The organism is Streptomyces sp. A18 (assembly GCF_059026065.1).
Genome location: NZ_JBWLKL010000068.1, coordinates 1 through 25,239, shown reverse-complemented (window position 1 = coordinate 25,239; position 25,239 = coordinate 1). Strand labels below are relative to the sequence as shown.

Annotated in this window: 20 protein-coding genes and 4 pseudogenes; 19 read left to right on the top strand and 5 right to left on the bottom strand. The window is 69.2% G+C overall.

Features of this window, described 5'->3' with window-relative positions:
- Positions 1-307: 307 nt before the first annotated feature.
- From AC5P1C_RS41685 to AC5P1C_RS41670, 4 genes are all read right to left on the bottom strand, one after another.
- Positions 308-1,567, bottom strand: a complete 1,260-nt coding sequence (locus tag AC5P1C_RS41685; RefSeq protein WP_493871216.1) for an arginine deiminase — start codon at positions 1,565-1,567, stop codon at positions 308-310.
- A 63-nt stretch (positions 1,568-1,630) separates the two neighbouring features.
- Positions 1,631-3,067, bottom strand: a complete 1,437-nt coding sequence (locus AC5P1C_RS41680; protein ID WP_493871215.1) for a basic amino acid/polyamine antiporter — start codon at positions 3,065-3,067, stop codon at positions 1,631-1,633.
- 48 nt (positions 3,068-3,115) lie between these two features.
- Positions 3,116-4,576, bottom strand: a complete 1,461-nt coding sequence (nhaC, locus tag AC5P1C_RS41675; protein ID WP_493871214.1) for a Na+/H+ antiporter NhaC — start codon at positions 4,574-4,576, stop codon at positions 3,116-3,118.
- Between the two features lie 146 nt (positions 4,577-4,722).
- A complete protein-coding gene (locus AC5P1C_RS41670; protein WP_493871219.1) occupies positions 4,723-5,391 on the bottom strand; it encodes a threonine/serine exporter family protein in 669 nt (222 codons plus the stop codon).
- 585 nt (positions 5,392-5,976) lie between these two features.
- Between AC5P1C_RS41670 and AC5P1C_RS41665 the strand changes: the two genes are divergently transcribed.
- Entirely contained in the window at positions 5,977-6,786 is an 810-nt protein-coding gene (locus AC5P1C_RS41665; RefSeq protein WP_493871213.1) for a universal stress protein, read from the top strand.
- A gap of 114 nt (positions 6,787-6,900) precedes the next feature.
- Here the strand turns inward: AC5P1C_RS41665 and AC5P1C_RS41660 are convergent.
- Positions 6,901-7,017 (bottom strand): annotated as a pseudogene (locus tag AC5P1C_RS41660) (IS5/IS1182 family transposase); the annotation flags it as partial.
- A gap of 45 nt (positions 7,018-7,062) precedes the next feature.
- On the opposite strand from AC5P1C_RS41660, the gene AC5P1C_RS41655 reads away from it, so the two are divergent.
- From AC5P1C_RS41655 to AC5P1C_RS41570, 18 genes and pseudogenes are all read left to right on the top strand, one after another.
- Positions 7,063-7,581 carry a Tn3 family transposase gene (locus tag AC5P1C_RS41655; protein ID WP_493871212.1) on the top strand — a complete coding sequence of 173 codons (519 nt, stop codon included), beginning with the start codon at positions 7,063-7,065 and terminating at the stop codon, positions 7,579-7,581.
- 99 nt (positions 7,582-7,680) lie between these two features.
- Positions 7,681-8,379 carry an ABC transporter ATP-binding protein gene (locus AC5P1C_RS41650; protein WP_493871211.1) on the top strand — a complete coding sequence of 233 codons (699 nt, stop codon included), beginning with the start codon at positions 7,681-7,683 and terminating at the stop codon, positions 8,377-8,379.
- A complete protein-coding gene (locus AC5P1C_RS41645; RefSeq protein ID WP_493871210.1) occupies positions 8,376-9,701 on the top strand; it encodes an FtsX-like permease family protein in 1,326 nt (441 codons plus the stop codon). The genes AC5P1C_RS41650 and AC5P1C_RS41645 overlap by 4 nt, the downstream gene beginning before the upstream one ends.
- 175 nt (positions 9,702-9,876) lie before the next feature.
- Positions 9,877-11,199, top strand: a complete 1,323-nt coding sequence (locus AC5P1C_RS41640; RefSeq protein WP_493871209.1) for a sensor histidine kinase — start codon at positions 9,877-9,879, stop codon at positions 11,197-11,199.
- 10 nt (positions 11,200-11,209) lie between these two features.
- Positions 11,210-11,860 carry a response regulator gene (locus tag AC5P1C_RS41635; RefSeq protein ID WP_493871208.1) on the top strand — a complete coding sequence of 217 codons (651 nt, stop codon included), beginning with the start codon at positions 11,210-11,212 and terminating at the stop codon, positions 11,858-11,860.
- A 257-nt stretch (positions 11,861-12,117) separates the two neighbouring features.
- Positions 12,118-12,213: pseudogene (locus tag AC5P1C_RS41630) on the top strand (zinc finger domain-containing protein); the annotation flags it as partial.
- 34 nt (positions 12,214-12,247) lie between these two features.
- Positions 12,248-13,000 carry a recombinase family protein gene (locus AC5P1C_RS41625; RefSeq protein ID WP_493871207.1) on the top strand — a complete coding sequence of 251 codons (753 nt, stop codon included), beginning with the start codon at positions 12,248-12,250 and terminating at the stop codon, positions 12,998-13,000.
- Positions 13,001-13,067: 67 nt separating this feature from the next.
- A pseudogene (locus AC5P1C_RS41620) lies at positions 13,068-13,448 on the top strand (recombinase family protein); the annotation flags it as partial.
- A gap of 300 nt (positions 13,449-13,748) precedes the next feature.
- A pseudogene (locus AC5P1C_RS41615) lies at positions 13,749-13,898 on the top strand (IS630 family transposase); the annotation flags it as partial.
- Positions 13,899-14,252: 354 nt separating this feature from the next.
- A complete protein-coding gene (locus AC5P1C_RS41610) occupies positions 14,253-15,068 on the top strand; it encodes a TetR/AcrR family transcriptional regulator (protein ID WP_493871206.1) in 816 nt (271 codons plus the stop codon).
- A gap of 240 nt (positions 15,069-15,308) precedes the next feature.
- The gene (locus tag AC5P1C_RS41605) at positions 15,309-16,223 is read left to right on the top strand and encodes an ABC transporter ATP-binding protein (RefSeq protein WP_493871218.1); all 915 of its coding nucleotides are present in this window, start codon (positions 15,309-15,311) and stop codon (positions 16,221-16,223) included.
- Positions 16,220-17,098: an ABC transporter permease gene (locus tag AC5P1C_RS41600; protein WP_493871205.1), complete on the top strand. Its 879-nt coding sequence runs from the start codon at positions 16,220-16,222 to the stop codon at positions 17,096-17,098. The genes AC5P1C_RS41605 and AC5P1C_RS41600 overlap by 4 nt, the downstream gene beginning before the upstream one ends.
- A 45-nt stretch (positions 17,099-17,143) precedes the next feature.
- Positions 17,144-17,848: a response regulator transcription factor gene (locus AC5P1C_RS41595; protein ID WP_493871204.1), complete on the top strand. Its 705-nt coding sequence runs from the start codon at positions 17,144-17,146 to the stop codon at positions 17,846-17,848.
- Positions 17,845-19,353, top strand: coding sequence for a sensor histidine kinase (locus AC5P1C_RS41590; RefSeq protein ID WP_493871203.1), 1,509 nt, complete (start codon positions 17,845-17,847; stop codon positions 19,351-19,353). The genes AC5P1C_RS41595 and AC5P1C_RS41590 overlap by 4 nt, the downstream gene beginning before the upstream one ends.
- Before the next feature lie 325 nt (positions 19,354-19,678).
- Positions 19,679-21,934 (top strand): MMPL family transporter, encoded by a 2,256-nt coding sequence (locus AC5P1C_RS41585; protein WP_493871202.1) that lies wholly within the window; start codon positions 19,679-19,681, stop codon positions 21,932-21,934.
- 115 nt (positions 21,935-22,049) lie between these two features.
- Complete coding sequence (locus tag AC5P1C_RS41580; protein WP_493871201.1) at positions 22,050-23,216, top strand: sensor histidine kinase; 1,167 nt, start codon at positions 22,050-22,052, stop codon at positions 23,214-23,216.
- Between the two features lie 13 nt (positions 23,217-23,229).
- Complete coding sequence (locus AC5P1C_RS41575) at positions 23,230-23,913, top strand: response regulator transcription factor (RefSeq protein WP_493871217.1); 684 nt, start codon at positions 23,230-23,232, stop codon at positions 23,911-23,913.
- A complete protein-coding gene (locus AC5P1C_RS41570) occupies positions 23,913-24,851 on the top strand; it encodes an SGNH/GDSL hydrolase family protein (RefSeq protein WP_493871200.1) in 939 nt (312 codons plus the stop codon). Before AC5P1C_RS41575 ends, AC5P1C_RS41570 begins: the two co-directional genes overlap by 1 nt.
- The last annotated feature ends 388 nt before the right edge of the window (positions 24,852-25,239 follow it).

Below are 25,239 nucleotides of genomic sequence, written 5' to 3'. Positions count from 1 at the left end.
TCGCTCAGATCTCCCCGCCCCATGCCCACAGGAACGACTCGGGCACGGAGTAGTCACATGATCGACCGGACAAGTCCTAGTGCTTCCTGGCGAAGCCGCCAGTGTCGGCTTCGGTGAGGATGCCTCTGGCCCAGACGCGATGGTTCGGTTGTTGGCGGCCAACCCCCACGTGGGCGGCGCCTTCACGGTCGAGCAGTGGCACATGGTGATGGCATCGACACGTCTGCAGCGGGAGCAGGAACTGTCGCGGGCCGTGCATTGACCGGTGGATGCGACTTGGGGCTGATGGGCGATGAGCAATGCGGCGTCAGAAGGTGATGGGCTCGCGGATGAGGGGGCAGGTCATGCAGTGGCCGCCGCCGCGGCCGCGGCCGAGTTCGGCGCCGACGATCTCGATCACCTCGATGCCCGCCTTGCGGAGCAGCGTGTTGGTCTGTGTGTTCCGGTCGTAGGTGAATACGACGCCGGGTTCGAGGGCGACAGCGTTGTTGCCGCTGTCCCACTGCTGGCGTTCGGAGGCGTACACGTCGCCGCCCGTTTCGATCACCTGGAGCTGGGGCAGCCCGAGCGCTCCGGCGACGACTTCGGTGAACGGGCGGGAGCCCTCGTCGGTGATGTCGACGGGGAAGGTGCCGGTTCCCGGGCGCAGGGAGAAGGTATGGACGGCGTCCATGATGCGGGGATAGAGAGTAACGACGTCCCGGTCGGCGAAGGTGAACACGGTGTCCAGATGCATCGCCGCGCGCAGCTTGGGCATACCCCCGACGACCACGTGTTCGGCGGCACCCTGTTCGAACAGGGCGGCGGCGACCTGGGTGATGGCTTGTCGCGAGGTGCGTTCGCTCATGCCCATGAGGACTACGCCGTTGCCGATGGGCATGATGTCGCCACCCTCGAACGTGGCCTGGCCCCAGTCCTGTTCTGGGTCACCCCACCACACGGTGGCGTCCTTGAAGTCAGGGTGGAAGCGGTAGACGGCCTTCATCAGCAGGGTCTCGTCGTGCCGGGCGGGCCAGTAGAGGGGGTTGAGTGTTGCGCCGCCGTAGAGCCAGCAGGTGGTGTCGCGGGTGTAGAGGGTGTTGGGCAGGGGCGGCATCAGATACTCGCGCACGCCGTTCGACTCACGGGCCAGGGCGACGTAGCCGGGCCGGAATTCGTCGGGGAGGTCGGCGGTGGCCAGCCCTCCGATCAGGAACTGGGCGAGCGGGCGGGGTTCCAGGGTCTCCAGGAACGCGCGGGTGGAGTCGACGAGACCCAGGCCCACCTCGTTGGCCACGATCTTGCGGTCGAGCAGCCAGTCCTTTGCCCCCGGCACCGCCACGGTCTGCGCGAGGAGGTCGTGCAGTTCGACGACCTCGACGCCGCGGGAGGTGAGTTCGTCGACGAAATCAGCGTGGTCACGCTGTGCGTTGTCCACCCACATCACGTCGTCGAAGAGGAGGTCGTCGGCGTTGGTCGGGGTGAGCCTGCGGTGCGCCAGGCCCGGTGCGCACACCAGGACTTTGCGAAGCCGGCCGACTTCCGAGTGGACTCCGAGCGAGGCGGGGGGCGTGGTATTGCTGGTCATGTGTGTTCGCCTTCCGGTGGGGGCGGCGGGGCGCTATTGATGCGGTTGGGTGCGGTGTGGTGGTCAGAGACTGATCCAGCCGGCTGCCAGGGCGATCACGCCCATGACGGCACCGGCGATCGACACGGCGCAGATCACGAGCTCGCCGGGTGAGAAGGGGCGTCGGCCCTGTTCGCGGCGGGCCATGACAAACAGGATGGTGGCCGGGGCGTACACGATGAAGGACAACAGGACGAACCTGAGCCCGGCCGCGTAGAGGAGGAAGGCTGTGTAGAGGGTGGCGAGCAGCGCGACGGTGAGATCCCAGCGGGAGCTTTCACGTTGCGCGAGGGGATCGGGCTGGAGCGAGGTCTTCAGTGCGAACGCGGCGGCGAGCAGGAACGGGATGAGGGTCAGCGCGCTGGTGAGGTCGAGGGCGAAGTTGAACGCGTCGCCGGAGAACAGCGTGATGATCAGCACCACCTGGACGAGCACGGTGGTCATGACCAGGGCGGGGACGGGGACGTCGTCCGGGGTGGCGCGGCGCAGGAAGCGGGGCATGTCGTCGTCCTTGGCCGCCACGAACAGAACTTCGGCGGCCATCAGGGTCCAGGCGAGGTAGGCGCCGAGTACGGAGACGATCAGGCCGACGCTGACGAACACCTTGCCCCAGGTGCCGACTGCGTGTTCGAGGACGCCGGCCATGGAAGGCTGGCGGAGCTCGGCGATCTCGCCCATCGGCATGATGCCGTAGGAGACGATGGTGACCGAGGCGAAGACGGCGAAGACGCTCAGGAACCCCAGGACGGTGGCCAGGCCGACATCCTTGCGGCGTTTGGCGTGGCGGGAGTAGACGCTCGCCCCCTCGACCCCGAGGAAGACGAAGACGGTCGCCAGCATGGTGCCGCGGACCTGGTCGAACAGCGAGCCCGCGTAGTCGGCGCCGCCCCAGTTGTCGGCGAACACGCCGGTGTCCAGGTAGAAGAGCGCCAGAATGACGAACACCAGGATCGGTACGACCTTGGCCACGGTGACGATGCGGTTGATCGCCGCTGCCTCTTTGACGCCCCGTTTGATCAGAAGGAAGAAGGCCCACAGGCAGACCGAGGACAACACCACCGCCAGGATGGTGTCCCCCTCCCCGAGGGCAGGCCAGACCGCGCCAATCGTCGACATGATCAGGACCCAGTAGGTGACGTTGCCGACGCAGGCGCTCGCCCAGTACCCGAATGCCGAAAAGAAGCCGAGGTATTCGCCGAAACCGGCCTTGGCGTAGGCGTACACGCCAGCGTCCAGGTCCGGCCTGCGCACGGCGAGCGACTGGAACACGAAGGCCAGCATCAGCATGCCCGCCCCAGCGATCGCCCAGGCGATCAGCGCCCCCGCGACGCCGGTCTCCTCGGCGAAGCGGCGGGGCAGCGAGAACACCCCTGCGCCGACCATCGAGCCGACCACCATCGTGGACAGCGTCATCAGCGAGAGCTTGACCGCGGGGGACTTCTCTTCAACGGTTGCGGACATACCTCATGGCCTTTCCTGGTGCGGCTGTACGCCGGATGGGTACGGTGATCACTTGGACGGGGCGGGCTGGCCCGCGCCGGTATCCGGTTCCACCTTTTCGATCTTGAAGCCGGTGAAGCCGTACAGGACGCTGAGGGCGGGACTGGCGTAGTTGAAGATCGCGTACGGCAGATACGAGAAAGTCGCCACTCCGAGCACGGCTCCCATGAACGCGCCGCACGAGTTCCAGGGAACCAGTGGCGAGGTGACGGTTCCGCTGTCGGCGGCGAGCCGCGACAGGTTGGTGGGCGCGAGTCCCCGCTTGGCGAATTCCACCCGGAACACCCGTGAGGGCAGGACAAGGGCGATGTACTGGTCGCCGGCGACGATGTTCAGACCCAGCGCGCTGGCGAAGACGGTGAAGTAGAGGCGGCCGGTGCTCTTCGCAGAGCGGATCATGGGGTCGATCAGGCGTCCGACGAGGCCGAACTCCTCAAGCAGTGCGCCGAACGTGACGGCACCGATGATCAGCCAGAGTGTCAGCAGCATGCTGTCCATACCGCCGCGGGACAGCAACTGGTCGATCTCGTCGATGCCGGAGTTGATGGAGAAGCCGTTCGCCATGGCGCTCCAGACACCCTCCAGAGACTCGATGACGACGTTGCCCGAGCCGGACACGAAGTCCCGCATCACGTCCGGTTGCAGAAAGGCCCCGAGGAGTCCCGCGAACAGTGCGGAGCAGATCAGGGCGAGCGAGGGGGGCACCTTGCGGATCGACAGGAACCCCAGCAGCAGCGGCAGGAGGTTGAGCGGGGTGATGTTGTAGATACCGTTGAGGCTGTTGAGTTCGATCTGCTCGCCGACCGGGTTCGTCACGTCCGGCCCGTTGACCAGGCCGATGACGAGAAGCGTTACGAACGCGATGACGAACGCCGGGACCGACGTCCATGCCTGCCGCTTGATGTGCTCGTAGACGTCCACCTTCACCATCTGCGCCGTCAGCACCGTCGTCTCCGACAGCGGCGAGAGCTTGTCCCCGAGATAGGCACCGGAGATGACCGCGCCCGCGGTGATCGAAGTCGACACACCGAGCATGTCGGCGACTCCGACCAGGCCGACCCCGATCGTGCCGGCCGTCGTCCACGAACTGCCGATGCTCATCGCGATCGCACCGCAGATCAGGGCCGTCGCCGCGTAGTACCAGCTCGGCGAGAGGACCTGGATTCCGTAGTACACCAGGGTCGGAATGGTCCCGGACAGGTTCCAGACCCCGATAAGCGCCCCGACGGCCAGCAGGATGAACACCGCACTGGTGATGGACGACATCGCCCCCTGGCTGACCTTCTGCACCGCCTGCCACCGGTGTCCCATGCGCATCGCGACCAGCGCGACGGACATGGCGCACAACACCAGTGCGACCTGCAGCGGTCCGTCCAGGGCATCGAGACCGAACAGCAGCAACGCACCGCCGACCAGCACCACCAGGACGCCCAGCGGCACCAGTGCGTCCGTCAGTGTCGGGTTACGCACCGCGGCATTCGTTTCCGGCTTCTCTGCCTCCGGCATCCGACCCCTCGCTCACTGCTCAGGGGCCTGGGAAGCGGCACCCTCCACGGAGGTGAAATCTACCTTTCATCGCGTTATGGGGGGTTCGCTGTCGGGCTCGTGTCCCCGGATCAATGCCTCAAGGACGGGTCAGTAGCCACCGTGTGCGCTGAGCAGCATCGCGCGGCCGACCCACATACACCGGGACGTGCTGGGACAGCCGCGAGAGCTCCCGACCGGCGTGCACCCCGACGGCGAGCGACAGGGCCAGGGCACCGGCCAGGCTGAGCTCGGCCAGGCCCGCATCGACTCGCCCCTGGGCAGCCGAGCAGACCGCGGTAGACGGCCGCCCCGGGCAACAGCGGACCCAACGCGGCGCTGACGTACACCAATGAGGTGGTGCCCCGGCAGCGGGAGACGAGCTGGCCGAACAGCCCGACCATGCCGGCGGCGACGCCGGTGGAGGTGACTGGTCCCAGTCCGGTGTGCTCCGTCAGGCTCCCGAACACTGCCCAGCCGACAGCTCCGTTCACCGCGACGAGAGCCACGATCCGGCGTGGGCACTGCAGCAGTACGGCGAGGGAGACCGACAGGCCGAACGCCGGGGCCATCTGGAGTACCAGCAGGGAGCTGCGGCCCAAGATTTCCTCGGGGTGCAGCTCCGTTCCCAGGCAATGGCCGAGCGGCACCACGGCCAGCGCATCAAGGACGATCCCGGTCACGAGATACAGCACTTCCAGCAGCCGCGCCCCCGCGGTGAGGTAGAAGCCGGTCAGACCGTCCTCGACAGCGGCGACCACCGCGCGCCCCGGCAGTAGGGCGAAGAGCCCCCCGGTAATGACGAAGGAGTCGGCGAACGCACGTCGCCCTGAGCAGCCCAGATCACGGCCTGCCAAAACTTCAGACAACAACGACGGTTGCCTGGTCCGCTCCTAATCGAACCCCCCCAGTCCGTACCGCCTCCTGTAGCCGCAGGCCACGGCACCACGAAGACCGGCGTCCGCTGCCCGGCTCGCATGCTTTTCGAAAGCGACGGCATTGTTGCCGCCGTCCCACTGCTGGCTCTCGACGGCGCAGATTCGCCGCCCGTCTTGATCACATGGAGCTCGGGCAGCCCAGGCCCTTGGCGACGACATCGACGAAGGGCGCGGTGCCCGTGTGCAGACGCTCCCACAGCGAGGCACTCGTCACGAAGCCGGCCTGACCAGGATCCGGTTCACGGACACGTCGCTGAACCCTCGCCAGTTGTCGCACCTGGGCGACACGCGCCTGCTCAGCCAACGGCCGGGCTGAGCCGAAGCTCACGACCAACACCATCAGCCTGCCCGGATGGCACCAACGCATCGCCGCAGCGAAGCTTGGAAATCGAAGCGAGCGTTGGAGGCATGGTGGGTAACCGCGTCGTCGTAGGAGTGGATGGCTCGTCGTCGAGCCTTGCCGCGGTGGAAGAGGCCGCCCGGGAAGCTCAGCGGCGTCGTGCCGAGCTGCGTGTAGTGCACGCCCTCACCTGGCCGATCAGGCCCGCGTACACGGTGCCGGACCCGTCGCCGCTCAATCGCCTGGTGAACGAGGCTACCCAAAGTGCCCGGAGCGTGGCGCCCACGGTGGAGGTCACCGAGGCCGTGGAGACTGGCGACGCGGTGGCGGTCCTGGAGGCAGAGTCGCGGGCCGCAGACCTGGTGGTCGTCGGCCCTCGGGGAACGGGAGCCTTCATCGGCATGCGACTGGGCTCAACCGCGGCTTCCCTAGCCGCCCACAGCAAGTGCCCAGTGATGGTGGTACGTGAAGAGCCAGCCCCCGGGCCGATCGTGCTGGCTGTCGACGGCTCTCCTGTCAGCGAGAAGGCGGTCGAATTCGCCTTCTCAGAGGCTGCCCTGCGCGGGACTGAGCTCGTGGGCGCGCACGCGTGGCTGCCGGACTATGCGCCGGCCGGTACGGCTCCCGAGAGCGCGGAACGTCTACTGGCCCAGGCGCTCGCCGGCTACAAGGAGAGCTATCCGGACGTCACGGTCAAGCACAAGGTGTTGAGCGGCAAACCCCGCGAAGCATTGATCGAGGCCAGCAGGACCGCCCAGCTCCTGGTCGTCGGAGCCAGGGGGCGTGGCGGCTTTACTGGGCTCCTCCTGGGGTCGGTGAGCCAGGCACTGTTGCACCATGCACACTGCCCGGTCACCGTCGTTCGCGGCAAGGCATGACGCCTTCGCCCTGCCGGTGTCCTCGGTGATCTGGGGCGCCGTGGTCCCGGCCGTCGGCGCCGCCGCGTACGGTGTACGCCGTACCGTGGCCAACCGCAACTCTTGCGGATCGTTTCAGAATGAGGTTCGGAGTTGTCTCAAGCAGATGATGCTGCAGGCGAGTTGGAGGAGACCCAGGTGGAGGTCGGCGCGTATCTCGTAGCGGATCCGAAGCCGCTTGAACTGGTGAAGCCGGGTCCAGCCGCCGTCCGCGTACGCCACGGAGGTCTCCCGCGGATGCTGCTCAAGCGGCTGCGCTCGGGTTCCAAGAAGAACGCCACCTACGCCGCGTTCCGTGAGGTCGGCCGTGTGATTCGCACCGTCCAGCTGCTGCGATACCTCTCCGATCCGGCGCTTCGCCGGCGGGTGACCGCGGCGACCAACAAGACGGAGTCGTTCAACGGGTTCTCGCAGTGGATCGGCTTCGGCAACCACGGTGTCATCGCGGACAACGACCCGGTCGAGCAGGAGAAGGCGGTGAAGTTCAATGCGCTGCTCACAAACGCGGTGATCTTCCACAACGCCCTGGACATCGCGGAGATCGTGCGGCAACTGCTGGAAGAAGGGTGGGAGATCGACCCGGAAGACCTGTCACACATCTCGCCGTACTTGACCGAGCACATCAACCGGTTCGGCGAGTACTCCACGTACGAGCTCGGCATCCAGCCCGACACGTACGACCCGAAGCTGGACGTCGACTTCACCCAGCTCCGCGACGAGGACGTGACCGCCGAAGGCTTCGGCCAGGCCGCCTGACCCAGCCTCGGTCGCCCGCAGGGTTCGGAATAACCGACCCCCATACTCGGGTGCCCGCCCCATCGCGCCGCTGACCAGCGGATTCGTACGGTCGATGGCATGGAAGCCATCCTCGAACTCGACCGGGTCAGCCGGAGCTACGGCCGTGGCCCGCACACCGTGCACGCGCTGCGTGAACTCGACGCGCGGCTGTATGCGCACTCCCTCACCGCCGTCATGGGCCCTTCCGGGTCCGGGAAGTCGACCTTCCTGCAGTGCGCGGCCGGGCTCGACAAGCCGACGTCGGGGAGCGTGCGCCTTGCCGGGCAGGACATCTCGGGCATGGGCGAGCGACAACTGACCCGGCTGCGCCGCGCCCGCATCGGGTTCGTGTTCCAGTCCTTCAACCTGCTGCCGACGCTGACCGCTGAGGAGAACGTGCTGCTGCCGCTGCGCCTGGACGGCAAGCGCCGTTCCGCGGAGAACGCAGCCCGGGCCCGGCGGATGCTCGCCCGCGTCGGCCTCGACGGCCGCGCGGGCTCCCGGCCCGGTGAGCTGTCCGGCGGACAGCAGCAGCGCGTCGCCATCGCCCGTGCGCTGATCACCGAGCCGGACGTGGTCTTCGCCGACGAGCCGACCGGCTCCCTCGACACCCAGACGGCGGCCGAGGTGCTTGCGCTGCTGCGAGAGGCGGTGAGCGCGTACGGGGCCACGGTCGTGGTCGTCACCCACGACCCGGCGGTCGTCGAGCACGCCGACCGGGTGCTGCGGCTGGCCGAGGGACGCCTTGTGGCGGACACCGTGGGGGCACTCGCATGAGCGTCCTCGCCCCCAACGGCCTGGCCACCGCCTCCGTCAGGGCCCGCCCGTCCGCCTTCGCAGGAACCTTCGCCGCGCTGGTCTTCTGCGCCATCGTCGTCACCGCGAGCGTGGCCGTAGCGGTTTCCGCCTCCGCGGTGCCGTCCTCCCCGAAGCAGTACGCGGTCTACGAAATGGGCCTCGTCTTCAGCCAGATCACCGTCTACCTGTCGATCTTCGTCATCGGCCAGGTGATGTCCCTGGCCGTGAGCCAGCGAGGACGGGAGAGCGCGCTGCTGCGCGCCATCGGCGCCGGGCCGTGGCAGATCCGGCGGATGGTGGCGACGGAGGCGCTGGTCACGGCGCTCCTTGCGCTGCCGGTCGGATACGGACTCGGGGCGCTGGTCGCATGGGCATGGTTCGGCGTGCTCGACGCCGGCGGGATGATCCCGGCCGGAATGACGCTGCACATCGGCCTCGGGCCGCTGTTCGCCGCGCTCGGCACGCTGGTGGTGTGCTCACAGCTCGGCGGCTTCATCGCGGCGCGGCGCAGCTCCCGTACCCGCCCGTCGGCCGCGCTGTCGGTGACGCAGGTGCCGGGCGGCGAACAGGCGGGCCGGGTACGGGGCTTGGTCGCGCTGGTGTTCCTCGCGGGCGCGGTCGTGCTCACCGGGGTGGCCGCCGCGGGGTCGGCCGAGAACGCCGGAGACGTGATCCCGCTGGTGCTGCTCGCCTACCTGGTGGCCACCGGCGTCGGCGGGCCCTGGCTCGGGCGGCTTGCGACGCGACTGGCGGCGCCGGCGTTGCGCAGCCTCGGCGGTGTGGCCGGCGAACTCGCGGTCGCGGGTTCCCGTGCGCGGGCCCGCCGCCTGTCGGCTGCGATCACGCCGATCGCGATGGTGACGGCCTTCGCGCTGGCCCAGTTCGTCTCGCTGGCCGCAAGTGACGACATCGACGCGGTGGCGCTCTTCGGCACCCTGCTGTACGCCGCCTTCGCGGGCCTGATCGCCGCCAACACACTGGTGATGCTGACGCTTGAGCGGCTGCGGGAGTTCTCGCTGCTTCGCACGATCGGCGCCGAGAAGCACCAGGTGCGTGCGGTGGTCCTTGCCGAGTCGGCGATCACGGCGCTGGCCGGTGTCGGCACGGGCGCGGTGATCGGCTGCGTGGTGATGGTCCCGCTCGGCGGCAAGACGGGCACGCCGATGTCCGGCCTTCCGGTGTGGGCGTGGGCGGCGACGCTGGGCGCGGGGGCCGTCCTGGTCTGGGCGGCGTCCGCCGCCCCGCTGGGGCGGATGTTCCGGGTGCGTCCGATCGACGGCGTGACACGAAGAAGTGCCTGACAGATGGCAGGCTCCAGGTTGTGGTCACCGGTACCTGCCGAGGGCCGGTGACCCCGACGAGAAGAGCCGCCCCGCCCCGGCGGATCGCGGTCACGCCGGCCTCGGCCGCACCGAGACGCGCCGGGCGGGTACAGCCGAAACCAGCCATGCCCGCCCGAGAGGCATCAAGGACCTGATGCGCCACCTCAACAAGCTGCCCCGCTCCCTCCGGCAGGCCGCGCACCTCCTGCCCGGCTCGCCCCGCCGGGCCGCGAGCATCCTGCTCGGCTCCCGCGGCGAGGCCGCGTACGCCCTGCTCGCTCCCGCCCCCGGGCTCGTCTGCGGCCTCGCCCTGCTGACGCTGATCGCCACCTCCCTCGTCACCGCGATCGTCCAGATCGGTTTGGTCCTTCTCATCGGCACGCTCGCCGCCGCCCGCGCCACCGGAGCCCTGCACCGCGCCCTGTTGCGCGGTCTGCTCGGCGAGGACGTCCCTGCGCCGGCCAAGCGCCCGCGTGGCTTGCGCTCCGCCCTCACCGACGGCGACGGCTGGCGCGCCGCCGCCTTCACCGTCGCGTACGCACCCATCGGCCTCGTCCTCTTCGCGGTGACGGTCATGGGCAGGTTCTACGGTCTCGCTGCGCTCACCTATCCCTTCTGGTGGCGGGCGATCGAAGAGGACGGCCGCCACGGCATCGGCTTCGGCTTCGGCATCGAACCCGACACCTGGCCTCAGGCCCTGCTCACCGCCGTGGCCGGCGCCGGCATCCTCGCCTTCACCACCTGGTCGACGTGCGGGCTGCTCGACCGCGTCGTACGCCCCATGGCCCACGCGCTGATCGGGCCCGGACGGCTCGAGTCCCGGGTCCAGGAGCTGCAGGAGACCCGTGCCCTGGCCGTCCAGGACTCCGCCGCCACCCTGCGCCGTATCGAACGCGACCTGCACGACGGCGCGCAGGCCCGCCTCGTCGCGGTCGCGATGGCCCTCGCCGGCGCGAAGGACCAACTCGCCCGCGCCCCTGGCGACGCCCCCGAACTGGCCCGCGGCCGCGACCTTGTGGACTCCGCCCTCGACGGCTCCCGCACCGCGATCAAGGAACTCCGCGACCTGGTACGCGGCATCCACCCGCCGGCCCTCAACGATGGCCTCGACGTCGCGCTGGAGACCCTGGTCTCGGGCTACGTGCTGCCCGTGACGATGGACGTGAACCTTCCGGAGCGCCCCGGAGAGGCGATCGAGACCATCGCGTACTTCTGCGCGGCCGAGCTCCTCGCCAACACCGCGAAGCACTCGGGCGCCACCCGGGCCGAAGTGGCGGCGTATGTGGAGGACGGAGCGCTGCACCTGTCCGTACATGACGACGGGCGCGGCGGCGCACGCCCACGCGCCGGCGGTGGCACGGGGCTTGCGGGACTGTCGGAGCGGGTCAGCACGGTGGACGGGCGGCTGCACGTCAAAAGCCCCGTCGGCGGCCCGACCACCGTCACCGTCGAACTGCCACTGGCCCCCAGGACCTAGGATCCGCCGCATGCGCATCGTGATCGCCGAAGACGCCGCCGTCGTACGCGAGGGCCTGGTACAGCTGCTTCGGGACCGGGGTCTGGAGGTCGCCGCCGCGGTGGGCGACGCCGAGGCGCTCCTCGCGGCGGTGGCGGAGCACCGTCCGGACGCGGTCGTCGCGGACATCCGCATGCCGCCCACGCACCGCGACGAAGGGCTGCGCGCGGCTCTCACACTGCGCGAGCGCTACCCCGACCTCGGGGTGCTGCTCTTCTCGCAGTACGTGGAGACGCGCTACGCCGACCGTCTCGCCGCCACCGGCATGTCCGGCTTCGGCTATCTGCTCAAGGAACGCGTCGTCGACGTCGGCGACTTCGTCGACGCCCTGCACCGCGTCGCCTCGGGCGGCACCGCGCTCGATCCGGAGGTGGTCTCGACCCTGCTGGCCGCCCAGCACACAGCACACGGCCTGGCGGAGCTGACCGCGCGCGAGCACGAGATCCTCGGGCTGATGGCCGAGGGCCGCACGAACGCAGCGATCGCCGAGGGACTCGGCATCTCCCAGCGCGTGGTGGAGAAGCGCACCGCGAGCATCTTCACCAAGCTGGACCTGCCGCGCACGGAGACCGGCCACCGACGGGTACTAGCGGTACTGCGGTATCTGCAGGGCGAGGGCTGAAGGCGAAGGACAGGTGCCGCGCGCCGAGTGGGAGCCGGCCACTGAACACCGAATTTCGCGACGAGTGTCGACGAAGACGACCACGCGCCACCCCTCCGTGGGCCTCCGCATGTGCGGTGCCGATCTGTCTCAGAAATGAGTAGTTCTGCGAACGATCAAGGGTGACGGGATCACGTCCGCTTTGCGGCTGTTCGTCGTTCTCATAACTTCTCGCAAAACAGAGTTCGCACAATGGTCCCTGATATGGCTTCTGCAACATGAGTTCACTCGCCGAACCGGCCACCGCCGTCGAACAGTTCGACTGCCCGACCTGTTCCGTCCCCGCCGGAAGCACCTGCCGCACCCGCGGCGGCAAGGTCGCCCCGAAGTACCACACCCCCCCGCTTCATGCTCGTGCCCCAGCTCCGTGCCGAACTCGAAGTCCGTACCCCTGCCGAGCGCGGCCCCGGCCACTCCTGGGAGATGGGCCCGGCGATCGACGCCGTCACCCCGCAAGTCCAGGTGAAGCCCACCAGGGTGGGATATGCGCGGTGCAGTACCGCCGCGCAGGAGTTGCAGAGCCAGCTCGACGCCCTGGACGAGGCGGGCTGCGCGCCGGTCTTCTCGGAGAAGATCAGCACCCGGATCAAGGTGCGGCCCGAGTTCGTCAAGGCCCTCGCCTACGCGCAGAACGTCAAGAAGGCCGTCCCGCACCAGCGGGTCATCCTCACCGTGCACGAGATGAAGCGACTGGGACGCGGCGCCGCAGAGCTCCTGACCATCGCCGAGACCCTGCGCAGCGACGACATCCAGCTCGAACTCCTCACCGGCCCCCTCCAAGGGGTCTACGACCAGTCCGGGCACGGCGCCGCCCTCTTCGCGTTCTTCGCCGGCATGGCCGAGTCTGAGCGCGAGTACATCCGCGAGAAGTCCCTCGAAGGTCAGGTCTCCGCCCGCGAACGAGGCCGCCACGGCGGACGCCCCAAGGTCATCGACGACGACCAGATCGACTACGCCCGCACCCTGCGCGACCAGGGCGTCCCCGTCCCGAAGATCGCCCAGAAACTCTTCATCTCCACCGGCAAGAACAAGGGCGAGAACCCGTCGCTGGCCACCGTCTATCGTGTCCTGTCCGACGCCGCATCTGAGGGGAGCGTGTGATCGCCGGAATGCACTGCTCCGGCGTACTCGGGCCGCCCTGAGGGCTTCAACGGTTCAAGATCATCCCATGGCCCCTTTTGGGCTTACCTGGGTCAAGCCCCTGAAGACCCCCGCCGACCGCGGCCCCGGCCGCGCGTGGGAGACGGGCCCGGCCGCGCGTGGGAGACGGGCCCGGCGATCGACGCCGCGGTGCCCGAAGCCACCACGAAGCCCACGAGTGGGGTACGCCCGATGCAGCACTGCTCAGCAGGAGCTCCAGAGCCAGCTCGATGCCCTGGCGGGAGCTGGGTGCGACCCGGTCTTCTCCGAGAAGATCAGCACCCGCGTCAAGGTCCGGCCGGAGTTCGTCAAGGCGATGGACTTCGCCCGCACCATTAAGAAGGCCGTCCCGCACCAGCGGGTGATCTTCACTGTGCATGAGATGAAGCGGCTCGGCCGCGGCGCCGCCGAGCTGCTGACCATCGCCGATGACCTGCGCCACCACGACATCCAACTCGAACTCCTCACCGGCCCCCTCCAGGGGGTCTACCGGCGGGGCATCACCGCCGGCGCCCCGGATGCCGTGCAGGTCAGCGACCGCTTTCACCTCTGGCAGGGCCTCTCCCGCCGCGTTAAGGACATCGCCTCCCTCCACCGCGGCTGCCTGCCCGCAGCACTGCCCCAGACCAGCGAGAGCGACCCCGCTATCGTCGGCGAGACCACCGCGAACTCCACCGCTGACCCCCGGGCCGGGCGCCACGCCCGGAGGCACAAGCCCGGCGAACGCTCACGGCTGATCTTTCGGCCCCAACGTCACGTCGATCACAAGCGTGGCGGCCGGCGCAGCTTCACCTGGAGCGACTACCGCGACCTGCTCGCAGACGCTCACCAGCAGCTCGGCGCCCCGCTGGTACTACTGGCAGTACGAGTTTCCGCAAGTTGCAGGAGGCGAGCTTTGGCCAGCCGGGGAACATGAGTAGACCGTGACCGCATCCGGTCCCGCGTTGGTTGAGGCCGGAGCGGGCTGTGGCTCCGGTCGGCCAGGAACTGCACTACGAGGGCGCTGGTTCGTGAAGGCGAGGCCGCTCAACGAGGGAGAGAGGGGCCCAGGCTCGTTGGAAGCGGCCCGGAGCGTGCTCTCAGCCTTTGTGGTCTCGTGGGATGTGCAGAAGAAGCCAACAGGTTCTTCGTCTGCTGGTGGTACAGGCGGTACGCCCTTCTGACCAGCAAGGATGCTGGTAGGGCGGGTTGAGAGTGGGGAGTTGGCCCGCGTATGGTCCGGATCTTGGTAGGGCGGCTGGGCCGTGTCGGGCCGCGTTGGTCCATCTGGCAGGCGGAGAGCGAAAGCGAGCGCCGTGATGCGCAATTCCTCAGCGATGGTGGGCGATCCGGCGAAGACTGGGGCGGATCACTGGATGAGACTGCGATGCCGCGGCCCTGGGCGCCGCCGGTGCCTCTCGTGCCTTTCGGAAAGCCCCGCGGTGAACGTGCTGACGCTCTGCGTAACCGTGAGCGTCTCCTGGAGGCGGCCCGCGAGATGATGGCCGGGCTCGGGACGCAGAAGGTGACGATGGACGCCTTGGCCGAACGCGCAAGTCTGGGCAAGGGGACGGTCTTTCGTCGTTTCGGGACCCGCGCCGGCATCTTCCAAGCCCTGCTCGACGAGGACGAGCGTCATTTTCAGGAAGAGGTTCTGTCCGGCCCGCCGCCGCTTGGCCCCGGGGCAGACCCGGCGCAGCGTCTGATCGCCTACGGCCGTGCGCGGATCGCGTTCCTCCTGGATCACCACGCCATCGCGCGGGCCTCCCTCGACCGGACCAAGCCCGTCCCTGTCGGTGACACCATGACCCGCCCGCACATCCGCATGCTCCTCGGGCAGGCCCCTACTCCCCTTCCCAACCGGGACGCCCTCGCCATCCAGCTCACAGCGGCCCTGGAAGGACCACTGCTGCTCTATGTCGCGATGGACGAAGCGGCCGCTCCGCCGGCCCCGGACACCGGCCACCCTCTGGCCGAGAGCTGGCAGAACCTCATCGAACGGGTACTTCGCGACCACGACGCCTCACCGCAGCAGAGGCCCCCGTCCTGACGTGCCTCCCGCTCCCCGGCCCTCGCGCGAGGGCCGGCACACCGAGCAGCCGCTGTATGTGAGTTTCATGTGAATCCGCGTCCGGATGGCAACGTACGATGCGGTCGCCCCACGTCAGGGGCTCGGCGCTCCCATGCGGCACACATGTTCGTGCAGATGCGGCTCACGTCGGCAGCCGAACCTGGAGCCGTGCACGCGGCCCTCGCGGGCACCACTGCCGCCCTCGGTTCGGGAGCCTTGATGATCGAAGTTCGTGGCCTGACCAAGCGCTACGGCGACGTCCTCGCCGTGGACGATCTGACCTTCGCCGTCCGTCCGGGGGAGGTGACCGGCTTCCTGGGGCCCAACGGCTCCGGCAAGTCGACGACCCTGCGCATCGTCCTTGGCCTGGACGCCCCCACTGCGGGCACCGCGACGGTCGGCGGGCGGCCGTATGCCGCGCAGCCCGCCCCGCTCACCGCGGTGGGGGCGCTGCTGGATCCGGGTGCGGTGCTGCCCAGCCGTACCGCCTTCCACCACCTGCTGGCGCTCGCCGCCGGCAACGGCATCCCGCGCAGCCGGGTCGATGAGGTGCTGGCCGACGTCGGCCTGGAGAAGGCCGCCCGGCGCCGGGCGGGAACCTTCTCGCTCGGCATGCGCCAGCGGCTGGGCATCGCCGCCGCGCTCCTGGGGGACCCGCCGGTGGTGGTCTTCGACGAGCCCCTCAACGGGCTCGACCCGGAAGGCATCGTCTGGATCCGGCTGCTCATGCGGAGGATGGCCGCCGAGGGACGCGCCGTTTTGATGTCCAGCCATCTGATGAGCGAGATGGAGCTGACCGCCGACCACCTCATTGTCATCGGCCGCGGGCAGCTGATCGCGGACACGACGATGAAGGACTTCATCGATGCGAACTCCGAGCGCGAGGTCCTGGTGCGCAGCCCGCAGGCCGAGTCCCTGCGCGACATGCTGACCACGGCCGTCGACGTGCGCACGCAAGACGGTGGCGCCCTGGTGGTGAGCGGCCTGGAGGCCGCCGAGATCGGAGCCCTCGCAGCGGCCGGCGGCGTGGAACTGCACGAGCTATCGCCCCGCCAGGCATCCCTGGAACAAGCATTCATGGACCTGACCCGCGACGCGGTGGAATACCAGGCAGATACGGAGACGAGCCGATGAGCCCCACCACCACACAGCCCCGCCCCAGCGCGACGACGAAGCGCCTCATACCTGCACGCCGGACCGGGCCGGACACGAACGATCCGCGAGCGGGCAGGGCGACCTTCCGGCACAGCCTGCACGCCGAATGGATCAAGATTCGTACGATGCGGTCCACGCTGTACGTCATCCTGGGCACCCTCGCGTTCTGCATCGGTCTCGCCGCGTTGAACGGCTCGTCCGCAGGCAGCGAGTACGCGAGCCTGAGCCCCGCCGACCAGGCTGCTTTCGATCCTCTGGCCACGAGCCTGCGCGGCTACCTGCTCGCGCAGATCGCCCTGGGCCTGCTGGGTGGCATGGTGATCACCTCCGAGTACGGTGCCCGCACCATCGTCAGCACGCTGACGTCGGTGCCGCACCGGGCCCGGGTGCTGGCATCCAAGGCCGTCGTGCTGGTGGGCGTAGCGCTGCCGGTCGGGATCGTGGTGTCGTTCGCCGGGTTTCTGGTCGGGCAGGCGTCGCTGTCCGGGGCGGGCGCTCCGCACCTGGCGCTCTCCGACGGTGTGGCACTGCGCGGCATCCTTGGCGGTGGTCTGTATCTGGCGCTGGCCGGGCTCTTCGGACTGGCTCTGGGCACCGTGATCCGCAGCACGACGGCCACGGTGACGACGCTGTTCGGCGTGATGCTCATCGTCCAGGCGTTCGCGCCGGCACTGCCCGGAGGGGTCGGCGACTGGGTGTCGAAGTACTGGCCGACGATCGCCGGAGGGCAGATCATCACCGGCTACCACGATCCCGAGCTCCTTGGCCCGTGGGCGGGGCTGGGTGTGATGGCAGGGTGCGTGGCCGTTTTGATGGCGGCGGCGTTCCTCGTCTTCCGCAGGCGCGACGCCTAGCAGGCCCGGAAACTAGGAACAGACGACCAGTGGGGATCAGGTGACATGACGGGCACACAGCAGCTCCTCCTCGTGGAGGACGAACCGACCCTGCGCGACCTGCTGTCGGCGAGCCTGCGGCTGGCCGGGTTCGAGGTGGTCACGGCAGAGACCGGGACGCAGGCGCTTGAGGAGGTCGGCGTGCGCGGTCCCGACCTGATCGTCCTGGATGTGATGCTGCCCGACATCGACGGCTTCGAGGTCGCACGCCGGTTGCGGCAACAACATCCGGCCGCGGTCAGCGGGCATCCGCCGATCCTGTTCCTGACCGCCCGTGATGCGGCCAAGGACCGGATCAGCGGACTGCGGGCGGGCGGCGACGACTACGTCACCAAGCCGTTCAACCTGGAGGAGCTCGTCCTGCGCATCCAGGCCGTGCTGCGCCGCACCGGCGGCCACCGGCAGGACGGCCTGCTGGTCGTGGGCGATCTGGAACTGGACCCGGACAGCCATCAGGTCGTCCAGGGCGGGCAGTCGGTGGAGCTGTCCCCGACCGAGTTCAGCCTGCTGCGGGTGCTGATGGAAAACGCCGGACAGGTCCTGTCCCGGGATCAGCTGCTGGAGCAGGTCTGGCGCTATGACTTCGGCGGTGACGACTCCATCGTCGCCTCCTACATCAGCTATCTGCGCCGCAAGATCGACACAGGTGAGCCGAAGCTGATCCACACGGTGCGCGGCACCGGCTACGTGCTGCGCAGGCCCCGCCCATGAGGATGCGATCCGCCCGCCGGGCGCTGGGACGGCTGTCCCTGCGCGGCCGTCTGGTGACGATCTGTCTGCTGCTGGTGGTTGCTGCCCTGCTGGCCAGCAACGCCTTGCTCGTCACCCTGCTGCAGCGCCAGCTGGTCGACCAGCTCGACGAGCGGCTGCGGGCCGCAGCCTCGGCGGCAGCCCGACTGCCCGACCTGGCCAAGAGGCCGGGCGAAACCGGGCCGCGGGTGCGCGATGTGGTGGAGGGCAAGCTGACTGGCGACGTCTATGTCGCCTACCTCGATGCCCAGGGACGTATCCAGCAGACGCTGCGTCCGGCCACCGGCAGCGCACCCCGACTGCCGGGACTTGACCGGGCGGCGGTCGATGCCCGCGGCGAACGGCCATTTGAGGCGACGGCCAGGGGCGGTAGTGAGGACTGGCGGGTGATCGCCGCGCCGGTCGGGCAGGCGGGAACCGCGGCCGAGGGCAGCATCGTGGTGTCCGGCTCGCTGGACCAGGTCGGCACGACGATCCGGCATCTCGGCGTGCGGATGCTGGTGATTGATTCCCTCGTGCTTGCGCTCCTCGGTGTGATCGGCTGGTTCGCCGTACGGGCCGGGCTGCGCCCACTGCGCCGGATCGAGACGACCGCGGCGGCCATCGCGGGCGGTGATCTGTCTCCCCGGGTTGCCCAACCAGCTTCCTCCCGCACCGAGTTGGGTCGCCTGTCCAACGCCCTGAACGGCATGCTGGACCGGATCGAGGCGGGCGACGCCGCGCGGGCGGCCACCAACGAGCGCATGCGGACCTTCCTCGCGGACGCCAGCCACGAACTGCGCACCCCGCTGTTCGGCATCAAGGGCTTCACCGAGCTTTACCGGATGGGCGGCCTGCCCGAGCGCACCGACGTGGATGCCGCGATGAGCCGTATCGAAGGCGAAGCGGCCCGCCTCGTGCGCATCGTTGAGGATCTGCTGCTGCTCGCGCGCCTGGACGAGGAGGCCGCCGCGGGCCTGCAACTGCCGCTTCGCCTCACGCCGATGGACCTGCGCACCCTGGCCGCCGATGCCCTGCACGACCTGCGGGCCCTGGCTCCCGATCGCTCCGTCGTCCTGACCGGACCCGGTGGCGGCCCGCCCGGCGGTGCCCCTGTTCTTGGGGATGAGGCGAGGCTGCGGCAGGTGACCTCCAACCTCGTCGGAAACGCCATTGCCCACACGCCGTCGGGTACCCCGGTGCGGATCGGCGTCGGCACGCAAGACGGCCTGGCGGTCTGGGAGCTGAGCGACCAGGGGCCGGGCATGACCGCCGAGCAAGCCGCCCACGTCTTCGACCGCTTCTATCGGGTCGACCACGCCCGCGGCCGAACCCAGAACGGCGGCGCCGGCCTGGGCCTTGCCATCGTCAGCTCCCTGGTGAGCGCCCACCACGGCCGTGTGGAGGTCGATACGGCGCCGGGCCAGGGCGCCACCTTCCGCATGGTCCTGCCCTTGCACCCCGACACCCCCGTCGCGCGTCCCTGAGGCCCAGTCAGCAGCCTGCCCTGCAGGGCCGCGAAGCCTGACGGCTCCCGGACCGTACGGCGCACACCGCACCAGCACGGGTGTTGCGCGCGTGCCGTGACGGCCCGCAGGGGCCACGGACTCCAACAGCTGCCACCGGGCTCCCTCTGCCCGCCCGCCCAGGTGCGCCACCTGCGGTAACAGCCTCTACCTGCCAGGGATGAGGCACCGCAGCGACCTACTTGATTTTCAGTACACGGGACGGTCGCTGAGGCCGACGACACCGATCGGCCCGGCCCGCGAGGGTTACAGAGTTCCCGAAATCCAGATACGGAGATCACATTCCATGGCGACTTTTCTGCACAGGATCGGCCGTTGGGCCTTCCGCAGGCGCCTGACCGTTGTACTGGCATGGGTGGCGGTGCTGGCTGCTGTCTTCCTCGGCGCCTCCGGCGCCGCCGAGGCGCCGGACGACTCCTCCTCCATGCCCGGAATCGAGTCCCAACAGGCATTCGACCTGATCAACGAACGATTCCCGGGTGCTGATGCGGACGGAGCTGAGGCCCGCATCGTGTTCGTTGCCGACGACGGCCAGCAGGTCACCTCCGCCGCCAACCGCGCGGCCATCGACAGGCTCGTGGCCGAGGTGGGGGACGGTCCGCAGGTCGCGGAGGCGACGGGGCCCTTTGACGCGAAGGCGGTCAGCAAGGACGCCTCGACCGGGTACGCGAGCGTCACCTACAAGGTCGCTGCCGACGAACTCACCGACGCCAGCAAGGCCGAGGTGACCCAGGCCGTCGAGCAGGCCCGCGATGCCGGGCTGACCGTGGAGGTCGGCGGCTCCGCGCTGGAGACCGAAGCGGCGCAGGGCTTGGGTGAGGTGCTGGGCATCGCGGTCGCCGCGGTGGTCCTGCTGATCACCTTCGGTTCGCTCGCCGCCGCCGGCCTGCCGCTGCTCACCGCCGCGCTCGGTGTCGGCGTCAGCCTGTGCGCGATCACCGCGCTGAGCAGCGCCTTCGGATTCTCCTCGACGGTCGGCGAGCTGGCCATGATGCTCGGGCTCGCGGTCGGCATCGACTACTCCCTGTTCGTCGTCTCCCGCTACCGCGAGGAACGCGCCAACGGACACCAGCCGCAGGAGGCCGCCGCAGTGGCTGTGGGCACGGCCGGCAGTGCGGTCGTCTTCGCCGGGCTCACCGTCGTCATTGCGCTTCTTGGCCTGTCGGTGGTCGGCGTCCCGATGCTGACCAAGATGGGGTTGGGCTCCGCCGGCGCGGTGCTGGCCGGCGTGCTGATCTCTTTGACCGTGGTGCCCGCGCTGCTGGGCTTTTGGCCCAACGCGGTACTCTCCCGCCGCACCCGCAAGGGGCCGGGCCGTACCCGTTGCCGCTGGGCCCGCACGGCCAGGGCCGACACGCCGGGGGCGAGCACTGGCAAGGCGCCGTGGGGGGTTCGCTGGGCGCAGTTCGTGGTGCGCCGCCCCGTGCCGGTACTGATCCTCACCGTTGTCGGCCTGGGCGCGCTCGCGGTGCCGTCGCTGGATCTGCGCATGGGGATGCCGGGCGATGAGGCCAAGTCCACCTCGACCACCGAACGCCGCGCCTACGACGCGCTGGCCGACGGCTTCGGGCCCGGGTTCAACGGCCCGCTGACCGTGGTCGTCGACGTCAAGAACGCGGATGACCCGAAGGCCGCGGTGGCGGCCGTCTCCGACGAACTCACCGCTACCAAGGGCATCGTGTCCGTCTCCCCGGCCCGGTTCAACACGGCGAAGGATGCCGCAGTGCTGTCCGCCGTCCCGTCCACCGCCCCGGCCAGCAAGCAGACCCAGGATCTGGTCCACACTCTGCGCAGCGAACGGCCGGCGGTCGCAGCCGCCACCGGCGCCGACTTCAAGGTCACCGGCACCACCGCGCTGAACATCGACGTGGCCCAGAAGATGCAGGACGCGCTCATCCCTTACCTCGCGGTCGTGGTCGGGCTCGCCTTCCTCCTGCTGATGCTCGTTTTCCGTTCGATCCTGGTACCGCTGAAGGCGGCGCTCGGCTACCTGCTGTCCGTGCTCGCCTCGCTCGGCGCGATCGTCCTGGTCTTCCAACAGGGGCACGGCGCGGGCCTGTTCGGAGTCGAGGAAACCGGACCGATCATGAGCATGATGCCGATCTTCCTGGTGGGCATCATCTTCGGTCTCGCCATGGACTACGAGGTCTTCCTCGTCTCCCGGATCCGCGAGGCTCACATCCACGGTGAGAAGCCACGCCAGGCCATCGTCAGCGGATTCCGGCACAGCGCACCGGTCGTGGGAGCGGCAGCCCTGATCATGATGGCGGTGTTCGGCGGCTTCATGACGGGCGGCGAATCCATGGTCAAGATGGTCGGCTTCGGCCTGGCCAGCGCCGTCTTCTTCGACGCCTTCGTCGTGCGGATGGCGTTCGTGCCCGCCGTCCTTGCCCTGCTCGGCAAGGCGGGCTGGTGGCTGCCGCGCTGGCTGGACCGGCTGCTGCCCCGCGTCGACGTGGAAGGCGAAGCGCTCACCCGCCACTCCCGCGGCGCCGAGGACTCCTCCGACACCACCGAGCAACGCGCATCCGTGGGCGTCTGACCCGCACCAAAAGAGCGAGGGGGCCGTTGCGGCCGGGCCGAGCGGCCCCCTTCCATACCTGCACCGCCCCGCACCACCGTGGCGCACTCGCGACCAACACCCCTTCGGAGGAGCCATGCTCACCAGATGGCGCCACTACGCCGATCGCCACCCCCGCCTCGTGGAAGCGGCCCTGCTCCTGCTGGTGTACGCGGCCACCAGCAACCAGTACCGCCGGGAGGGCGCCAGCACCCTCTGGTGGCCGGGATTCCTCATCGCGGCACTCACCTGCGCGTGCCTGCTGGTGCGACGGCGTCACCCCGGTGCCGCCGTCGCTCTGACCACCCTGGGCACCGCAACCGCCGGCGCCCAGGGCTTCATGCTCGGCCCGCTCCTGCTGGTCCCGGTCATCGTCGCCCTGTACGAACTGACGGTGCGTCGTGCTCAGCAGACCAGCCGCGCCTGCAGCATCCTCGTCTTCGCTGTGCTGCTGCCCACGGCACTGCGCTGGGACCAGGACGGCGACCCGTGGGCCAACCATGTGGTCACCCTGGCCTTCTGGATTCTGCTGCCCGTCCTGCAAGGCTCCCTCGTACGGGCACGCCGCGCCTATCTGCACGCCGTGCACACCCGCGCCGAGCACGCCGAACGCACCCGCGAGGACGAGGCGCGGCACCGCGTCACCGAAGAACGCGTCCGTATCGCCCGCGAACTGCACGACGTGGTCGCCCACCACATGGCCCTGGCCAACGCCCAGGCCAACACTGCCGCGCACCTGTGCCGCACCCGCCCCGAGCAGGCCCACACCATCCTCACCGAACTTACCCGCACTACAACGGCGGCCCTGCGTGAACTCGAGGGCACCGTCGGCCTGTTGCGCCAGCCCGACGACACCACCGAGAACGACCTGCATCCGGCCCCCGGCCTCAGTCAACTGCCCGACGTGGTCTCCGCCTTCTCCTCCGCCGGACTGCACATCGCCGTGAGCGTCGACGGCCCAGAGCGGCCCCTGTCGGCCGGGGTAGACCTGACGGCCTTCCGCATTCTCCAGGAAGCGCTCACCAACGTCGCCAAGCATGCCGCCGTCGACACGGCCCACGTCCACCTCGCCTACACCCACGACCGGCTCACCCTCACCGTCCAGGACGACGGCAGCACCAGCCCGCCCCCACGCGCACCAGGAGGCGGATTCGGCCTGGTCGGTATGCGAGAACGCGCCCAGTCCGCCGGAGGCAACCTCCACGCGGCCCGCCGACCCGAAGGAGGCTTCACCGTCGCCGCCGACCTGCCCATCCACTCCTGACTTGGACACTGCCATGGCCATCCGCGTTCTGCTCGCCGACGATCAGGCGCTGCTGCGAGCTACCTTCCGCATCCTGATCGACTCCTGCGATGACCTAGAGGTGGTCGACGAAGCCACCGACGGCAAGAAGGCCATCGAACTGGCCCGCGCCCTGCGCCCCGACGTCGTCCTCATGGACATCCGCATGCCCGGCACCGACGGACTGGCCGCCACCGAGGCCATCTGCAACGACCCCGACCTGGAGAGCACCCGCGTCCTCATCCTGACCACGTTCCAGAGCGACGAACACATCGCCCAGGCCCTGCGCGTGGGAGCAAGCGGCATCCTCGGCAAGAACACCACGGCCGATGCGCTGCTCGACGGCATCCGCACCATCGCGGCCGGCGAGGCACTCCTGTCGCCCGCCGCCACCCGCTCCCTGATCACCCGCTTCCTGACCACCCCCAACCCGGGCACCAGCGCGGTGCTGCCCGAACACCTGGCCAGCCTCACCCCCCGCGAGCGCGAGGTGATGAGCCTGGCCGCAGACGGCAAATCCAACACCGAGATCGCCGAGGCACTTTTCGTCAGTCCCCTGACCGTGCGCACCCACATCCAGCGGGCCAAAACGAAGACCGCCGCGCGCGACCGCGCACAACTGGTCGCCTTCGCCTATCAGTCGGGGCTCGTGCGCCCTTGGCAGGAGAGGACACCTTGATGACCAATGCCTTGCGCACGCTCTTGGCCGGGCTCCTGTTCGCCGCCGCTGTCCTTGCCGCAGCCGTCACCCTGACCCGAGAGGACGGCGACGATCATCCGGCGGCCGCCACACGATCGCTGCGAGGGCCGTACGTCGCGCTCGGCGACTCCTACACTGCAGGCCCCAAGATTCCGGATCAGACCGGAAAACCAGCCGGCTGTGACCGTTCCACCGGCAACTATCCGGCTCTGATCGCCGCCCACCTCAAACTCAGCCGGCCCGACTTCCGCGACATCAGCTGCACAGGCGCCACCCTCACCGACCTCACCGCGCCGCAGTCCACCAAGGACGGCATCAACCCCGCCCAGCTCTCTGCCCTCTCCCACGCCACCCGCCTGGTCACCATCGGCATCGGCGGCAACGACATCGGCTTCAGCAGCATGATCACGCGATGCCTCGCCCTGGGCTCGGCCCACCACCTGTTCGACCGCAGTGACTCCACAGGCGCACCCTGCCAAAAGGTCTCCGCCAAGACGAGCAGCGACAACCCGCAACAACAGATCGCCACCCTGGGAAGGAAGCTGTCAGGGGTGCTGCACGAAGCCCAAAAACGTGCCCCCAAGGCCCGCATCTACCTCGTCGGCTACCCGGCGATCCTGCCCTCCGACGGCACGACCCGTGGACGCACCCTGCCCCTCGCCCCCGGCGACATCGGCTACCTGCGAGGGATCGAGGGCCAGCTCAACGACGCCCTGCGCAATCAGGCCCATGCGGCCGGGGTCATCTACGTCGACACCTACTCCGCCTCCCGGGACCGCGGCGCCTGCTCAGCCCCAGACACCCGATGGGTTGAGCCACTGCTCCCCACCAGCCCGGCGGCCGCCGTCCACCCCAACTCGCTTGGCCAGCACGGCATGGCGGACGTGGTACTGCGCACGATGGACGACCTCAGCTGACCCGCCGCCTCACTCCACCTCCCACGGTGGAGGGCGCGGCCGCGGGCCCAGATCCGATCCCGGACGTGATCGGGTCGGGAACACAACTCCTGCCCTCCTTGGCCCTGTTGACCCGTGCGGGTCGCGTGGCCACCAACTCGCCAGGAGGACGAAACTCGTCCGGAACCCGTCACGAGGCGAGGTGACCCGGCCCCGTGCTGGCCGCCGTAGCGGGTCCGGCTCTCGCCGCTGTCGCCCTCGACCATGACCGCCTCGGCACAGGAGCCGATCCTTACTCGACGAACACGTAGTAGGACTCCGTTAGGTCTGTCTCTGTCTCTGTCTCGGTCTTGGTGTTCGCGTGGCCAGGGGCTGATGGCAGGTGGTGCAGATGCCGTTCCAACACCTC

What these genes read in the sequence shown, in the direction of transcription:
- AC5P1C_RS41585 (WP_493871202.1), top strand. Translation starts at nt 19,679, where the DNA reads ATGGCGACTTTTCTGCACAGGATCGGCCGTTGGGCCTTCCGCAGGCGC.
- AC5P1C_RS41685 (WP_493871216.1), bottom strand. Translation starts at nt 1,567, where the DNA reads ATGACCAGCAATACCACGCCCCCCGCCTCGCTCGGAGTCCACTCGGAA.
- AC5P1C_RS41640 (WP_493871209.1), top strand. Translation starts at nt 9,877, where the DNA reads ATGCGCCACCTCAACAAGCTGCCCCGCTCCCTCCGGCAGGCCGCGCAC.
- AC5P1C_RS41600 (WP_493871205.1), top strand. Translation starts at nt 16,220, where the DNA reads ATGAGCCCCACCACCACACAGCCCCGCCCCAGCGCGACGACGAAGCGC.
- AC5P1C_RS41590 (WP_493871203.1), top strand. Translation starts at nt 17,845, where the DNA reads ATGAGGATGCGATCCGCCCGCCGGGCGCTGGGACGGCTGTCCCTGCGC.
- AC5P1C_RS41625 (WP_493871207.1), top strand. Translation starts at nt 12,248, where the DNA reads ATGCTCGTGCCCCAGCTCCGTGCCGAACTCGAAGTCCGTACCCCTGCC.
- AC5P1C_RS41610 (WP_493871206.1), top strand. Translation starts at nt 14,253, where the DNA reads ATGGTCCGGATCTTGGTAGGGCGGCTGGGCCGTGTCGGGCCGCGTTGG.
- AC5P1C_RS41635 (WP_493871208.1), top strand. Translation starts at nt 11,210, where the DNA reads ATGCGCATCGTGATCGCCGAAGACGCCGCCGTCGTACGCGAGGGCCTG.
- AC5P1C_RS41595 (WP_493871204.1), top strand. Translation starts at nt 17,144, where the DNA reads ATGACGGGCACACAGCAGCTCCTCCTCGTGGAGGACGAACCGACCCTG.
- AC5P1C_RS41680 (WP_493871215.1), bottom strand. Translation starts at nt 3,067, where the DNA reads ATGTCCGCAACCGTTGAAGAGAAGTCCCCCGCGGTCAAGCTCTCGCTG.
- AC5P1C_RS41665 (WP_493871213.1), top strand. Translation starts at nt 5,977, where the DNA reads ATGGTGGGTAACCGCGTCGTCGTAGGAGTGGATGGCTCGTCGTCGAGC.
- AC5P1C_RS41575 (WP_493871217.1), top strand. Translation starts at nt 23,230, where the DNA reads ATGGCCATCCGCGTTCTGCTCGCCGACGATCAGGCGCTGCTGCGAGCT.
- AC5P1C_RS41645 (WP_493871210.1), top strand. Translation starts at nt 8,376, where the DNA reads ATGAGCGTCCTCGCCCCCAACGGCCTGGCCACCGCCTCCGTCAGGGCC.
- AC5P1C_RS41580 (WP_493871201.1), top strand. Translation starts at nt 22,050, where the DNA reads ATGCTCACCAGATGGCGCCACTACGCCGATCGCCACCCCCGCCTCGTG.
- AC5P1C_RS41650 (WP_493871211.1), top strand. Translation starts at nt 7,681, where the DNA reads ATGGAAGCCATCCTCGAACTCGACCGGGTCAGCCGGAGCTACGGCCGT.
- AC5P1C_RS41605 (WP_493871218.1), top strand. Translation starts at nt 15,309, where the DNA reads ATGATCGAAGTTCGTGGCCTGACCAAGCGCTACGGCGACGTCCTCGCC.
- AC5P1C_RS41570 (WP_493871200.1), top strand. Translation starts at nt 23,913, where the DNA reads ATGACCAATGCCTTGCGCACGCTCTTGGCCGGGCTCCTGTTCGCCGCC.
- AC5P1C_RS41655 (WP_493871212.1), top strand. Translation starts at nt 7,063, where the DNA reads ATGCTGCTCAAGCGGCTGCGCTCGGGTTCCAAGAAGAACGCCACCTAC.